This is a genomic window from Streptomyces sp. NBC_00442 (genome assembly GCF_036014195.1).
GTDB lineage: Bacteria > Actinomycetota > Actinomycetes > Streptomycetales > Streptomycetaceae > Streptomyces.
Genome location: NZ_CP107918.1, coordinates 5,544,728 through 5,557,969, shown reverse-complemented (window position 1 = coordinate 5,557,969; position 13,242 = coordinate 5,544,728). Strand labels below are relative to the sequence as shown.

Here is a 13,242-nt window from a genome sequence, read left to right as displayed (position 1 = left end):
GGCCCGCCTCAGCCGCGTACGGCCGTGCGCGCCGCCCGGGGCAGCCACACCAGCGCGAGCACCACGCTGGCCAGCAGGACGAATCCGCCGACGCGGAAGGCGAGGGCGTACCCGGCGGTGAGGTTCTCGGCGCTCTGGACCACGCCGGTCCTGGACGCCGCGACCGTGGACAGGACGGCGAGCCCCAGCGCCCCGCCCATCGTCCTCGACGTGTTGATCAGGCCGGAGACGAGGCCGGCCTCACCCGGCTCCGCCCCCGAAGTGGCCAGCGCGGCAAGGGGAGTCGTGGCGAGGCCCGCTCCGGTCATCATGAGGATGCCGGGCACCAGGATCGCCAGCCAGTACGGGTCGTCCGCCCGCATCGTGGACTGCCAGCCGAACCCGGCCGCGGTCACCAGCATGCCGAGCACGGTCAGGTTGCGCGCGCCGGTCCTCGGCATGATGCGCGGCGCCAGCTTCGAGCCGAGGACCACGCTGAGCGAGCTGGGAATCAGGGCGAGGCCCGCGCCGAGCGGGGTGTAGCCCAGCACGTTCTGCGCGTACAGGGTCATGAAGAACCAGGTGCAGAACATCGCCGAGCCGCACACGAACATCACGGCGTTGGCGGCGGAGACACCCCGCAGCCGGAAGAGCCGCAGCGGCATGAGGGGAGCCGCGGTCCTGGCCTCGACGGCGAGGAACGCGAGCAGCAGGGCGAGCCCGCCGAGGAGCGGCACCAGCGTCGCCGGGGCGCCCCAGCCCGACTCCTCCGTCTGCACGATGCCGTACGAGAGGGTCGCGAGCCCGACCGTGACGAGGACGGCCCCGGGCAGGTCGAGTCGGTGGCGCCCGCCGGCCCGCGACTCGGTGATCCAGAGCGCGGCGCCGAGCAGCACGAGCGCGCCGACGGGCACGTTGATGAGCAGGACCCAGCGCCACGACAGGGCGTCGGTGAGCGCCCCTCCGACGAGGCCGCCCGCCGCGCCGCCGCCCGCGCCGACCGCGGCCCAGGTGCCGATGGCCCGGGTGCGGGCGGCGCCCTCGGGTACGGCGGCGGTCAGGATGGTGAGGGTGGCCGGCGCGAGCACCGCGGCCCCGAGCCCCTGGGCGGCCCGCGCGGCGAGCAGCTGCCAGCCCTCCTGGGCGAGGCCGCCGCCGAGGCTGGCCACGGTGAACAGGCCGAGCCCCACGAGGAACATCCGCTTGCGTCCGTACAGGTCGCCCGCGCGTCCGCCGAGCAGCATGAACCCGGCGAAGGCGATGGCGTACGCGTTGACCACCCACTGCAGCCCGCCCGCGCTCATCCCGAGGCCGGTGCGCATGGAGGGGAGGGCGACGTTGACGACGGAGACGTCGAGCACGACGAGGAACTGACCCGCGCAGGCGGCGAGGACGACCGGCCAGGTGCGGGGGGTTTTGGTGGGGGTGGATATGTGGGTGTCAGTGGACGCGTAGGCCATGCGAGTCATGCTCGCACGCAGGGGACGCCCATTACACCCGCTTTCCCCGACGGCAGGCACTGGGATCGGCACAGGGGCCTGTCTCATCCCCTGTGCTCATCGCGCCACGGCCGTGCTCACCGTGCAGCTCGGGCTCGATCCGCCGCCCGTCCTCCTGTGGTCCTGGAGCCACAGCGGTCCTCCCTGCTCGTCCGCCTGATGCCCGGCACTATCACCTACCGCCTCCACCGCGAGGTCATCGAGATCCAGGACGGGCCGCTGGCGCTGCGGCCATACATGGATCCGGCGGCCGCGGAGACTGCCCGGACCGCCTTGCGGGCCGGTCTGTCCGCTCCCGCGACGATCCGAAGCCCCGCGACGATCCGTTCCGCACCAGGAGGAGCTCCTCGTGAGGTACCGCACGCGGCACGCACGGACCGCGTGTGTCAGCCGTGGGTCTCGGCTGCATGGGCATGCCGGTCGCCTACGAAGTGCCGGACGACGCCGAGTCCGAACGAACCCTGGACCGGGCGATGGCGAGTCAGGGCCGGATGTGTTTCAACGTGAACTCGGGCAGGGCATACGGGCCGGCCTGCGGGGCTTCGGGATCGGCAGGGACGTCGGCGTCAGGGATGTCCGATGCATGGGTTTCGGCGTTGTCGACGGGCGTGTAGGCCAGTTCGGCTTCCGCGGGGAGTTCCCAGAAGCGGCGGGTGTTGGCAGAGACGGCGTACGCCGTGGCAAAGCGCGTGGAGAGCGGGGCGGTAAGTGCGGCGCGGCAGAAGCCGACGGCATCACGCGGGCTGAGCCAAGTCGCCAGGTGGCGCGACTCGGTGGGCGCCGCCTCGAAGCTGCCGATACGCAGGCAGATCACGGAGACATCGAACTTGTCCGCATACAGCCGCCCCAGGGCCTCGATGGCTGCCTTGCTCACCCCGTACAGGCCGTCGGGGCGCACTGGTTCCTGTGGGCCAGTGCGATGGGCCGTGGGATAGAACCCGCTCACGCGGTTGCTGCTGGCCAGCACGACCCGCGGAATCGACGCCCTCCGGGCAGCCTCCAGGACATGGTGGGTGCCCAGCACATTCGCGTCCAGCAGATGCTCGAGCGGCGCCTCGTCCGGCAGACCGCCCAGATGGAGCACGGCGTCCGCACCCACGAGCGCGGTCGCGACGGCGGCCGCGTCCCGAAGATCGACGATATGGACCACCTCGTTCGCGGCCTCGACCTGGAGCGGAACGCGGTCGAGCAGAACCAGGCGGCCCACCTCGCTGCGCAACGCCCGGCGCACGACCGAGCCGATGTTCCCTGCCGCCCCGGTGACGACCACTGTTCCCAGCCCCACCGCACACCTCCGCCGTTCGAACTCGGCAACGTCCTGATCCGGACAGGCCGTGATCCTCTCATCGCCGGCCACGACGCCCAACGGGTGCGGAGCCAACAGGAGATGGGGACTTGCGACGAGGCCCATCGCCGCACGGGACAACCTTCACGGCGGTGATCGTCGAACCGCTGCGGGACGTCCTGGTGACCCGCACCGTCGAGACCACTCCGGGGCGGGCGCTGATCGTCACCCTGGGACGTCTACTCGACGACCAGCGTTCACGGCCACCGGCCATCCCGTGACGGGGCCGAAGTCGGGGTCGTGGGCGTGGTCCTGGTCTTGATCGCGATGCGGGCGCCGCCGGCGGGCCGTCGAACGCGCCAGGTCCTGGATGGCCGACCGGCGCCGACGTCACGAGCCCGCACGGCGCGACAGAGCAAACCCAGCAGGCTCAGCGGCGCAGTACCGTCACCACCGCCGCGCCGCCCAGGCCGATGTTGTGGGCGAGGCCCACCCGCGCGCCCTCGACCTGCCGCGCCCCGGCGACCCCTCGCAGCTGCCACACCAGCTCCGCCGCCTGCGCGAGCCCGGTCGCGCCGAGGGGATGGCCCTTCGAGATCAGCCCTCCGGAGGGGTTGACCACCCAGCGGCCGCCGTATGTCGTCGCGCCGGACTCCACCAGCTTCCCCGACTCCCCCGCCCCGCACATCCCGAGCGCCTCGTACGTGAGCAGTTCGTTGATCGAGAAGCAGTCGTGCAGCTCGATCACGTCGACGTCCTCGATGCCGAGCCCCGCCCGCTCGAACGCCTGGCGGCCGGCCTCGCGCGACATGGGCGCCCCCACCGCGTCGATGCAGCTTCCCGACGCGAACGACTCCTCGGTGTCGGTGGTCATCGACTGGCCGGCGATCTCAACGGCCTTGTCGTGCAGGCCATTTCGGTCCACGAAGCGTTCCGATGCGACGACCGCCGCGGCGGCTCCGTCCGAGGTCGGTGAGCACTGGAGCTTGGTCAGCGGCCGGTGGATGGTCCTGGCCGCCAGGATCTCGTCCACCGTGTAGGCGTCCTGGAACTGCGCGTTGGGGTTGTTCACGGAGTGGCGGTGGTTCTTGGCGCCCACCGCGGCGAGCTGCGCCGCGGTCGTGCCGTACCGCTCCATGTGCTCGCGCGCGGCGTTGCCGAAGATCTGCGCGGTGGGCGGGGTCATCTCGAAGCCGTGGCGCGCCGCCATGACGCCGTAGTGCCGGGCCACCGGGGACGTCGCGAAGTCGCCGCCGTCCGAGCCGCCGCCGAGCGCGCCCCGCTTCATCTTCTCGAAGCCGAGCGCGAGGACGCAGTCGCTCACACCGCCCTCCACGAGCTGCCGCGCCAGCATCAGCGCGCTGGACCCGGTCGCGCAGTTGTTGTTGACGTTGTAGACGGGGATGCCCGTCAACCCCAGTTCGTAGACGGCGCGTTGACCGGCCGTCGACGTCTGGAAGCAGTAGCCGACGGGGGCCTGCTCGACCGCGCCGTAGTCGACGCCCGCGTCCGCGAGGGCTGCGCCGCCCGCCTCCTTCGCCATGTCCCAGTACTGCCAGTCGCGGGACTCCGGCTTCTCGAACTTGGTCATGCCGACACCGACGATGTAGCTCTTCACGACAGACGGGACCCTTCAGTCTCGGGGCAGGCCGAGGATGCGCTCGGCGACGACGTTGAGCTGGACCTGGGTGGTGCCGCCCGCGATGGTCAGGCAGCGCGACATGAGGAAGCCGTGCACGGCGCGCTCGGCGGGGCCTTCGGCGGCCGCGCCGTCGGGGCCGAGGAGCTCGAGGGCGAGTTCGGCGACCTTCTGCTGGTGCGGGGTCTGGATGAGCTTGCGCAGACTGGCCCCCGCGCCGGGTTCCAGGCCGGACACCTGCCGCATGGTGGTGCGAAGCCCGATGCAGGCCAGCGCGTGGGCCTCGGCGGCGAGCGCGCCGATCCGCGCCCGGTACGCCCCGTCGAGCTCCCCCGCGCGGGCGATCAGCGCTTCGAGACCGGTGTCGAAGGCCACCTGGTCGGCCATGTGCACCCGTTCGTTGCCGAGGGTGTTGCGGGCGACCCGCCAGCCGCCGTTCACTTCGCCGACGACGGCGTCGGCGGGCAGCAGCGCCCCGTCGAAGTAGACCTCGTTGAAGAGGGAGTCGCCGGTGATCTCCTTCAGCGGGCGGATGTCGATGCCCTCGGCGCGCTTCATGTCGACGAGGAAGTAGGTGAGCCCCTTGTGCTTGGGGGCGTCCGGGTCGGTGCGGGCCAGCAGGATGCCGTAGTCGGCCCACTGCGCGGCGCTCGTCCACACCTTCTGTCCGGTGACGCGCCAGCCGCCGTCCGCGGTGCGCTCGGCCCTGGTGCGCAGCGAGGCGAGGTCGGAGCCCGCGCCGGGTTCGGAGAAGAGCTGGCACCACAGGAGTTCGCCGCGCAGGGTGGGGGCGAGGAAGCGGTCCTGCTGGGGGCCGGTGCCGTACGCGAGGAGCGAGGGCACCACCCAGGTCGCGATGCCGAGTTCGCCGACCGTGACTCCGGCGCGCCTCAACTCCTCCTGGATCACCAGCTGTTGCACGGGTCCCGCACCGAGTCCGTACGGCGCCGGGAGGTGCGGGGCGGCGTATCCGGTGGGGGCCAGGGCGCGGCGGGCGGCACCCGGGTCGAGGCCCCGCACCGCTTCGGCGGCCGCCCGCGCCGCGGCGCGGTGGTTCTCGGCCTCGGGCGGCAGCTCCATGCGCAGCTCCCTGCGGGCGCCGCCGTGGGCGAGGCGGGCGGCCCGCAGGCGGTGGGTGTCCCCGGGGCCCAGGAGCTGGCGGGCGACCAGGGCGCGGCGCAGATACAGGTGGGCGTCGTGCTCCCAGGTGAAGCCGATGCCGCCGAGGATCTGCACGCAGTCCTTGGCGCAGGTGAACGCGGCGTCGAGGGCGGTGGCCGCGGCGAGCGAGGCGGCGAGGCCGCGCACTTCGGGCGGCTCGTCCATGGCGCGCGCCGCGTCCCACACCAGGGCGCGGGCCTGTTCGAGGCGTACGAGCATGTCCGCGCAGAGGTGCTTGACCGCCTGGAACCGGCCGATGGGCCGTCCGAACTGCTCCCGCACCTTCGCGTACGCGGTGGCCGTCTCCAGGGCCCGCGCCGCGGTGCCGCAGGATTCGGCGGAGAACAGCAGGGCGGCCAGGTCGTGGACCAGGTCCGCATCCACGTCGAGGGCGCGGCCGGGCGGGACCATCACGCGCTCGGCCCGCACCTCGGCGGTGCGCCGGGTGGGATCGGCGCCGCGGTGCGCGGTGATCCGCAGCGCCTCGGCGTCCACGGCGAGCCACACCGTCCGGTCGCCCTGCCGCGCGGGGAGGATCACCAACTCGGCCTGCTCGGCGGCCAGTACGGGCGCCGCGGTTCCGTCGAGGAGCCGGCCGTCCGCGCGGCCGACGGCGGTGAGGGTGCCCGCGCCGAGCGCCACGGCGGCGGTCCTGCGGCCTTCGGCGAGGTCGGCCACGAGGGCGTCGTGCCCTGACGCCCTGCGCAGCAGTTCCGCGGCGAGCACCGTGGGCAGATAGGGCCCCGGCAGCAGTGCGCGCCCGGCCTCCTCCAGGACGACGGCGAGTTCGCAGAGCCCGCCCCCGCCGAACTCCTCGCCGAGGTGGACGCCGAGCAGCCCCTGTTCCACCAGGCGGTCCCAGAACGGCGGCCGTGCGCCGGCGGCCGCGGGCGAGTCGAGGAGCTTGCGCACCTCGTCCACCGGCGCGGCCCGCGCGAGCAGCCCGCGCACCGCGTCGGCGAGCTCCCGCTGTTCTTGTGTGATCGCGATGCCCATGTACGCCCTCACCCGTCGCCGGACCCGGAACGGCGCCAGAGTAGAACACGTTCCAATCTGACGGAAGGTCAGACGCCGGTGAGGTTGCGGACCCCGCCCGCCCACGGCCGCCGGCCGCACGTACGGCACCATGGACCGCCCACACACCTACGACCCAAAGGAGCCGGGCCGTGGCCTCTCCCGAGCCGCAGATCCTGGCCGCCTTCGAGGCGGCGAAGGGCTTCATGCCCGTACGGGAAGGACTGGCGCTGTACGAGGCGGCCGCCGCGGCGGGGGCGCTCGGGCTGCCGCTCCTGGAGGTCGGCACCTACTGCGGGCGCTCCACGATCCTGCTCGCGGAGGCCGCGCGCGCGAGCGGCACGGTCGCGGTCACCGTCGACCACCATCGCGGCAGCGAGGAGCAGCAGCCGGGCTGGGAGTACCACGACCCGACGGTCGTCGACGCCGAGGTCGGGCGGATGGACACCCTCCCCGCCTTCCGGCGGACCCTGCACGCGGCCGGCCTCGAGGACCACGTGATCGCGGTGGTCGGGCGCTCGCCCCAGGTGGCGCGGGTGTGGGGCGGGCGGCTCGGCTTCGTCTTCATCGACGGGGGGCACACCGACGAGCACGCCACCGCCGACTACGAGGGCTGGGCGCCGAAGCTCGCCGAGGACGGCACCCTCGTCATCCACGACGTCTTCCCGGATCCGGTGGACGAGTTCACCGGCCAGGCCCCGTACCGCATCTACCTGCGGGCGCTGGAGTCCGGCGCGTTCACCGAGGTCTCGGCGACCGACTCGCTGCGCGTCCTGCGCCGGACGTCCGCCGCGCTGTGACACCCCCGGGGGCCCGCGCGGTCCGGCCGCGCGGCACGGCGCGCTCGCGGGCGGCGCGGGTCGGGCAGGATCCGAAAGCGACGGCCTAGCATCGCACCCGTGTCGTACGACAGCGAGTCATCGAATCCGGACAGCCGGTCGCGCCGCGGGCGCCGCCGGGCCCTCGTCACCCTCGCCGCCCTCGCGCCGACCGTCCTCGCGGGCTGGCTGGTCTGGCAGGCGGCGGGCAGCCCCGGCGGGCAGGACGGCAAGCCGCCGAGGGCGCTGCCCGCGCCGAGCCGCACCGCGCCGTCCGCGCCCCCGGGGGCCGGCACCGCGACCCTCACGGCGACGGGCATCCCGCGCTCGGCCGCCCCGACGGCGCCGGGCGGATCCGGCACCGGACCGCTCGCCGGAAAGACCGTCGTCATCGACCCGGGTCACAATCCGAATAATTTCCGGCATACAAAAGAGATCAATGAGCCGGTGGACATCGGAACGAACGAGAAGGAATGCGACACCACCGGCACCGAGACCAACGACGGTTATACGGAGGCCGAGTTCACGCTCGATGTGTCGCGCCGGATCAGGGTGATCCTGGAAAAGCAGGGCGCCACGGTGGTCTTCACCCAGAACGGTGACCGGACATTCGGCCCGTGTGTGGACGAGCGGGCCCGGATCGGCAATCGGGCGAAGGCGGCCGCCGTCGTCTCGGTGCACGCGGACGGTGTGGCCGAGGGCCAGCGCGGTTTCCATGTGATCCTGCCCGCGAAGGTGAAGGGCGGCGCCGCCGACACCGCCCCGATCGTGGGGCCTTCGCGTGAACTCGGTGTGCGGATCGCGGGGAAGTTCGTCCTGGACACGGGCATGAACGCCTCCAACTACGTGGGCGACGGCACCGCGCTCGACACCCGCAGCGACCTCGGCGGGCTCAACCTGTCGACCGTTCCCAAGGTGTTCATCGAGTGCGGCAACATGCGTGATTCCCGGGATTCGGCGCTCCTCAAGAGCGCGGACTGGCACCAGAAGGCGGCCCAGGGCATCGCCGACGGCATTACGTCGTTCCTGGGCGGGTAGGCTCCCGACCCGCCGTACGGCCCACAGATCCAGACGATAGATTCTCCGTAACAGGGGGAACCACCTAGAGCTTCACGCCGTGTGCACGTACACACCGGCGGCAGCGATGACCGCCCCGACGAGACGACATAAAAGAGGACTTTTACGTGAACATCCGCTCCCTCACACGAGGCGACGGCGTGGTGATCGGTGCAGCGGTGGTGCTGTTCATCGCCTCGTTCCTGAATCTCACGTCCGCTCCGAGCTGTTCCGGGCAGTTCTGCCCGAGCATCGACGAGCCGAACGCCTGGGACTCGCTCTCGCTCCTGATGAGCATCTTCCTCGCGGGCATCATCGGTGCGGCACTGACGGTCGTCGGCCGTTCGCTGCCGCAGCCCAAGAAGGTCGTGGGGCTCGACCTCACGCAGTTCGGCGTCGCCTTCACCGTCTTCGCCGCGTGGACCGCGTTCTGGACGATCATCGACGCGCACGACTCGGGCGCCGGCATGATCCTCGGCCTCATCGCCGCCCTGGTGCTGGCCGCCGCCGCGGTCGCCTCGCCGCTGGTCGGCGCGCTGAAGGCGCCGCTGATGGGCACCCCGAGCCCCGCCGCACCCCAGACGTACGGCTACCCGGGCGCGGCCCAGCCGGCCGGTGGCTACGGCTACCCCGGCGCCGCCCAGCAGCAGCCCTACGGCGCCCACCCCGGCGACCCGAGCCTCGGTGGCCAGCCCGGCGCCCAGGCCCAGCCGTTCGGCGCGCAGGCCCAGGCCCCGGCCCAGGCGCAGGCCCCGGCCGCGGACATGCACCAGGACAGCCAGGCGCAGCCCGCCGCGGCGGCCGCCCCGGCCGGCGACTTCGCCCCGTTCTGGTTCGCGGTCCCCGTCGCCCGCCCGCTGTACGCGGAGGACGGCTCGCCCACCCCGATCGCCGAACTCGCCCCGGGCACCTGGTACCTGGCCGTCGACCAGCGCGGTCCCGGCCTGGTCGCCCAGACGCAGGACGGCCGCCGCGGCGTGCTGCAGGACACCACGGGGATCCAGCGCGGCTGATCGGCCCGCGCCAGGACCCACAACGGCCCCCCGCCCCTTCCGGGCGGGGGGCCGTTGCCCTACAGTCCCCTGACGGTCCGTCAGTTCAATGCCGGGCCGGTTCTGCGTTGGTTCTCCTGGAGGGGGCGGCACATGCGCCTGGGACTCGCACTCGGCTACTGGGGGCGCGGGCCGAACCCGGCCCATCTCGAACTGGCCCGCGCGGCCGAGGAGTTCGGCTACCACTCGGTGTGGACGGCGGAGGCCTGGGGATCGGACGCGTTCACCCCGCTGGCCTGGATCGCCGCCCACACCTCGCGCATCCGGCTCGGCACGGCCGTCGCGCAGATGGCCGCCCGCACCCCCACCGCCACCGCCATGCACGCCCTCACCCTCGACCACCTCTCCGGGGGCCGGATGATGCTGGGCCTCGGGCTCTCGGGCCCCCAGGTCGTCGAGGGCTGGTACGGACGGCCCTTCCCGTCGAGCCCGCTGACCGCGACCCGCGAGTACGTGGAGGTCATCCGCCAAGTACTGCGCCGCGAGGGGCCGGTGGAGCTCGACGGCCGCTTCCACGCCCACCCCTACACGGGTGCCGACGGCACCGGCCTCGGCAAACCCCTCAAGTCCATCACCCACCCCCTGCGTCCGGACATCCCCGTGCTCCTGGGCGCCGAGGGCCCCAAGAACATCGCCCAGACCACCCGCATCGCGGACGGCTGGCTCCCGCTGTACTGGTCGCCGACCCGCACGGACGCGTACGCCGCCTCCCTCACCGAGCTGCGCGACGGCTTCCTCGTGGCCCCCATGGTGCGGGCCCACGTGTGCGACGACGTCGCCGACGGTCTGTTGCCGGTGAAGGCGATGCTGGGCTTCTACATCGGCGGCATGGGCCACGCGGCCCGCAACTTCCACGCCGACCTGATGACGCGCATGGGATACGGCGACGCGGCCCGCCGCATTCAGGAGCTGTTCCTCGCGGGCCGTCGCGACGAGGCCGTGCTGGCCGTGCCGGACGCGTTCGCCGACGAGATCTCCCTGGTCGGACCGCGTCAACGCATCGCGGAACGGCTGGAGTTGTGGCGCAAGGGCCCGGTGACGGACCTTCTGGTCACCTCACCGGACCCTGTCACGCTCCGCACGCTCGCGGAGCTGAACGCCTAGCCGCGCCGCTCAGCCACCGCTGAGCTGGCCCGCGGACGGCACCTTGTCCGTGACCGGCGCACCCGCGTCCTTGCCGGCACCCTTGACGCCGTTGATCATGTTCTCGAACATGCCGACGTCGTTGTCGTTCGCGTCGCCCTTGCGCAGCTTGCCGCCCAGCCCCTTGAGCGACTCGATGCCCGAAGCGAGGGGCGCCACGGCCTTGGAGAGCAGCGGGTCGCCCTTGGCGTTCTCGCTCGCCGCCTTCAGACGGTTGTACGTGAACGCACCGGCCAGACCGGCCTTGACGAGGGCGAACGTACGGCCCTTCGCGCCCTTCTTGAACTTGCCCGCCTTGTACGGCTTGATGATCCACTGGTAGGCGGCGCCCGCCGCGAGTCCGGCGTTGGCGACGAAGCGCGTCTTGGCGAGCTTCTGCCGCTCCGCGGACGCGCTGGGCGACGGGGAACTCTCGGCCGCGGTGAGCGCGGCGTTCTGCGTCTGAGACCGGTCGGACCGGGTCTCTCCTCCGCAGGCGGTCGTCGACACCAGGACGGCGCAAGACAGGACGACCGCCACGATTATGCGGCGGATGGGGAAGATAGTGGGCACGATGACCTCCGGGGGATGTTCGGCCTCCCCGGCAGCCTCACCCGCCCCATCGCGCTGCGCCACTCGGGCGACTCCGTACGGGTGCGTTGCGCGGGGGAAGGCGGGTCACCCGGCCCGCGGGCCGGGCGCCGCGGGGCCGCTCTCCACCCGCTCAGCCGCAGCAGGAGGGCGCGAGGCCCCTGGGGAGCCGTTCCCCGCCGAACACCGCGCCGGTCGCCTCGTCGCCGCCGAGCGCCGCCACCGCGAGCAGCAGCGAGCCGGCCGTCCACGTGGTGAGCTCCTCCGGCCACATCGCGCGGTCGCCCTCGAAGACGTACCCCGTCCAGTACATGCCCGACGCCTCGTCCCGCAGGTGCCGGATGGACTGGAGGATCTCAAGGGCCCGGTCCGACTCCCCCATCGCCCAGAGCGCGAGGGCGAGTTCGCAGCTCTCGCCGCCGGTGACCCACGGGTTCGGCAGCACGCAGCGCACGCCGAGGCCGGGCACCACGAACGCCTCCCACATCGATGCGATGCGGGCCTGCGCCGCGGCGCCGGTGAGCGCGCCGCCGAGGACGGGGTAGTACCAGTCCATGGAGTAGCGGGACTTGTCGAGGAAGCGTTCGGGGTGGTGCTCGATGGCGTGGGCGAGCGCGCCGGTCGCCAACTCCCAGTCGGGCTGCGGCTCTTCGAGCTGTTCGGCGACGGCGAGCGCGCAGCGCAGCGCGTGGTGCACGGAGGAGCTTCCGGTGAGCAGCGCGTCGGTGACGGCGGTGCCGTCCTCCTCGCGTTTCCAGCCGATCTGGCCGCCGCTCTGCTGGAGGGCGAGGACCCACTCGACGGCGGCGTGGACCGCGGGCCACATGCGGTCGAGGAAGGTGTCGTCGCCGGTGGCGAGGTAGTGGTGCCAGACCCCGACGGCGATGTAGGCGACGAAGTTGGACTCCTGGCCGTGGTCGGTGACCTTGTCGTGCTCGCCGTCGTGGTAGGCGGCGTACCAGGAACCGTCCGCGTTCTGGTGCCGGACCAGCCAGTCGTAGGCGCGCTCGGCGGCGGCGTGCTCGCCCGCCGCGTCCAGGGCCATCGCCGCCTCGGTGTGGTCCCACGGGTCCAGGTGGTGGCCGCGGAACCAGGGGATGGCGCCGTCGGCGCGCTGCACCGCGAGCAGCGCGGCGACCGTCCGCCCGGCCTGCCCGGCGGTGAGCACCCCGGGCAGGACGAGGTGCTCGGTGCGCTCCGGAGAGGTCACTTGGCGGCGCTCTTCTCTGCGGGCTTCTCCGCGGGCTTCTCCGCGAGCACGGGCAGGTGCGGCTTGGTCGCGTACGCCACGAAGCTCTTGCCGACGACCGGGTTGAGGGCCCGCTCGGCGAGCCGGGTGACGGTGCTGATGCCGGGCGTCTTCATGATGTCCCAGACCAGGAGCTGGTGGTACGCCTTCACCGGCAGCGCCTTGTCGTTGTCGACGCCGAAGGCGCACTTGAGCCACCAGTACGGCGAGTGCAGCGCGTGCGCGTGGTGGCTGCCGTACGGCTTGAGGCCGGCCTGCTTCATCTTGCCGATGAGCTCGGTGGCCCGGTAGATGCGGATGTGGCCGCCCTCGACCTCGTGGTAGGCGTCGGAGAGCGCCCAGCACACCTTCTCGGGCCCGTACCGCGGCACGGTGACCGCGATGCGGCCGCCGGGCCTCAGGACGCGGACCATCTCGGCGAGCACGCCCTTGTCGTCGGGGATGTGCTCCATGACCTCGGAGATGATCACGACGTCGAAGGACTCGTCGGGGAAGGGGAGATTGAGCGCGTCGCCCTCCATGGCGGTGGCGGTCGCTCCCTCGGGTGCCTCACCGGCCTCCTTCATCGCGGCGAACCACTTCGCGACCTCGCGGATCTCCTCGCCGTTCTGGTCGAGGGCCACGACCTGGGCGCCGCGCCGGTAGCACTCGAAGGCGTGCCGGCCCGCGCCGCAGCCCAGGTCGAGCACGCGGTCGCCCGGGGCGAGCGGGAAACGGGAGAAGTCGACGGTCAGCACGGATGCCTGCTTTCGCGGACGGGGGGATGGGTTCGGCCGG

13 protein-coding genes are annotated in these 13,242 nt (G+C 72.6%); 6 read left to right on the top strand and 7 right to left on the bottom strand.

Going from position 1 to position 13,242, the window contains the following annotated elements; all coding sequences use genetic code 11:
• Positions 1-8: 8 nt before the first annotated feature.
• The gene (locus tag OG432_RS25005; RefSeq protein ID WP_328313201.1) at positions 9-1,439 is read right to left on the bottom strand and encodes an MFS transporter; all 1,431 of its coding nucleotides are present in this window, start codon (positions 1,437-1,439) and stop codon (positions 9-11) included.
• On the opposite strand from OG432_RS25005, the gene OG432_RS34960 reads away from it, so the two are divergent.
• The gene (locus tag OG432_RS34960) at positions 1,413-1,985 is read left to right on the top strand and encodes a DUF6545 domain-containing protein (protein ID WP_443058448.1); all 573 of its coding nucleotides are present in this window, start codon (positions 1,413-1,415) and stop codon (positions 1,983-1,985) included. The genes OG432_RS25005 and OG432_RS34960 overlap by 27 nt on opposite strands.
• Here the strand turns inward: OG432_RS34960 and OG432_RS25000 are convergent.
• The gene (locus OG432_RS25000; protein ID WP_328313200.1) at positions 1,960-2,889 is read right to left on the bottom strand and encodes an NAD-dependent epimerase/dehydratase family protein; all 930 of its coding nucleotides are present in this window, start codon (positions 2,887-2,889) and stop codon (positions 1,960-1,962) included. The two genes, OG432_RS34960 and OG432_RS25000, sit on opposite strands and share 26 nt — an antisense overlap.
• Positions 2,890-2,915: 26 nt before the next feature.
• Between OG432_RS25000 and OG432_RS24995 the strand changes: the two genes are divergently transcribed.
• Complete coding sequence (locus OG432_RS24995; RefSeq protein WP_328313199.1) at positions 2,916-3,044, top strand: hypothetical protein; 129 nt, start codon at positions 2,916-2,918, stop codon at positions 3,042-3,044.
• 149 nt (positions 3,045-3,193) lie between these two features.
• Here the strand turns inward: OG432_RS24995 and OG432_RS24990 are convergent, their stop codons facing one another.
• Together OG432_RS24990 and OG432_RS24985 are read right to left on the bottom strand one after the other, a co-directional pair.
• Positions 3,194-4,381 carry a lipid-transfer protein gene (locus OG432_RS24990; protein WP_328313198.1) on the bottom strand — a complete coding sequence of 396 codons (1,188 nt, stop codon included), beginning with the start codon at positions 4,379-4,381 and terminating at the stop codon, positions 3,194-3,196.
• Between the two features lie 15 nt (positions 4,382-4,396).
• Positions 4,397-6,559, bottom strand: a complete 2,163-nt coding sequence (locus tag OG432_RS24985) for an acyl-CoA dehydrogenase (protein ID WP_328313197.1) — start codon at positions 6,557-6,559, stop codon at positions 4,397-4,399.
• Between the two features lie 224 nt (positions 6,560-6,783).
• On the opposite strand from OG432_RS24985, the gene OG432_RS24980 reads away from it, so the two are divergent.
• From OG432_RS24980 to OG432_RS24965, 4 genes are all read left to right on the top strand, one after another.
• Positions 6,784-7,377, top strand: coding sequence for a class I SAM-dependent methyltransferase (locus OG432_RS24980; RefSeq protein WP_328315227.1), 594 nt, complete (start codon positions 6,784-6,786; stop codon positions 7,375-7,377).
• A 99-nt stretch (positions 7,378-7,476) separates the two neighbouring features.
• Positions 7,477-8,433, top strand: coding sequence for an N-acetylmuramoyl-L-alanine amidase (locus tag OG432_RS24975; protein WP_328313196.1), 957 nt, complete (start codon positions 7,477-7,479; stop codon positions 8,431-8,433).
• A 146-nt stretch (positions 8,434-8,579) separates the two neighbouring features.
• Entirely contained in the window at positions 8,580-9,464 is an 885-nt protein-coding gene (locus OG432_RS24970; RefSeq protein ID WP_328313195.1) for a DUF5336 domain-containing protein, read from the top strand.
• Between the two features lie 132 nt (positions 9,465-9,596).
• Entirely contained in the window at positions 9,597-10,607 is a 1,011-nt protein-coding gene (locus tag OG432_RS24965) for an LLM class F420-dependent oxidoreductase (RefSeq protein ID WP_328313194.1), read from the top strand.
• A gap of 9 nt (positions 10,608-10,616) precedes the next feature.
• Here the strand turns inward: OG432_RS24965 and OG432_RS24960 are convergent, their stop codons facing one another.
• The 3 genes from OG432_RS24960 to OG432_RS24950 all read right to left on the bottom strand — a co-directional run bounded on the left by OG432_RS24960 (position 10,617) and on the right by OG432_RS24950 (position 13,202).
• Positions 10,617-11,198 carry a hypothetical protein gene (locus tag OG432_RS24960; protein WP_328313193.1) on the bottom strand — a complete coding sequence of 194 codons (582 nt, stop codon included), beginning with the start codon at positions 11,196-11,198 and terminating at the stop codon, positions 10,617-10,619.
• A 151-nt stretch (positions 11,199-11,349) separates the two neighbouring features.
• Entirely contained in the window at positions 11,350-12,426 is a 1,077-nt protein-coding gene (locus OG432_RS24955; RefSeq protein WP_328313192.1) for a prenyltransferase, read from the bottom strand.
• The gene (locus OG432_RS24950; RefSeq protein ID WP_328313191.1) at positions 12,423-13,202 is read right to left on the bottom strand and encodes a class I SAM-dependent methyltransferase; all 780 of its coding nucleotides are present in this window, start codon (positions 13,200-13,202) and stop codon (positions 12,423-12,425) included. The genes OG432_RS24955 and OG432_RS24950 overlap by 4 nt, the downstream gene beginning before the upstream one ends.
• Positions 13,203-13,242 lie beyond the last annotated feature (40 nt).

What these genes read in the sequence shown, in the direction of transcription:
- OG432_RS25005 (WP_328313201.1), bottom strand. Translation starts at nt 1,439, where the DNA reads ATGGCCTACGCGTCCACTGACACCCACATATCCACCCCCACCAAAACC.
- OG432_RS25000 (WP_328313200.1), bottom strand. Translation starts at nt 2,889, where the DNA reads ATGGGCCTCGTCGCAAGTCCCCATCTCCTGTTGGCTCCGCACCCGTTG.
- OG432_RS24985 (WP_328313197.1), bottom strand. Translation starts at nt 6,559, where the DNA reads ATGGGCATCGCGATCACACAAGAACAGCGGGAGCTCGCCGACGCGGTG.
- OG432_RS24980 (WP_328315227.1), top strand. Translation starts at nt 6,784, where the DNA reads ATGCCCGTACGGGAAGGACTGGCGCTGTACGAGGCGGCCGCCGCGGCG.
- OG432_RS24965 (WP_328313194.1), top strand. Translation starts at nt 9,597, where the DNA reads ATGCGCCTGGGACTCGCACTCGGCTACTGGGGGCGCGGGCCGAACCCG.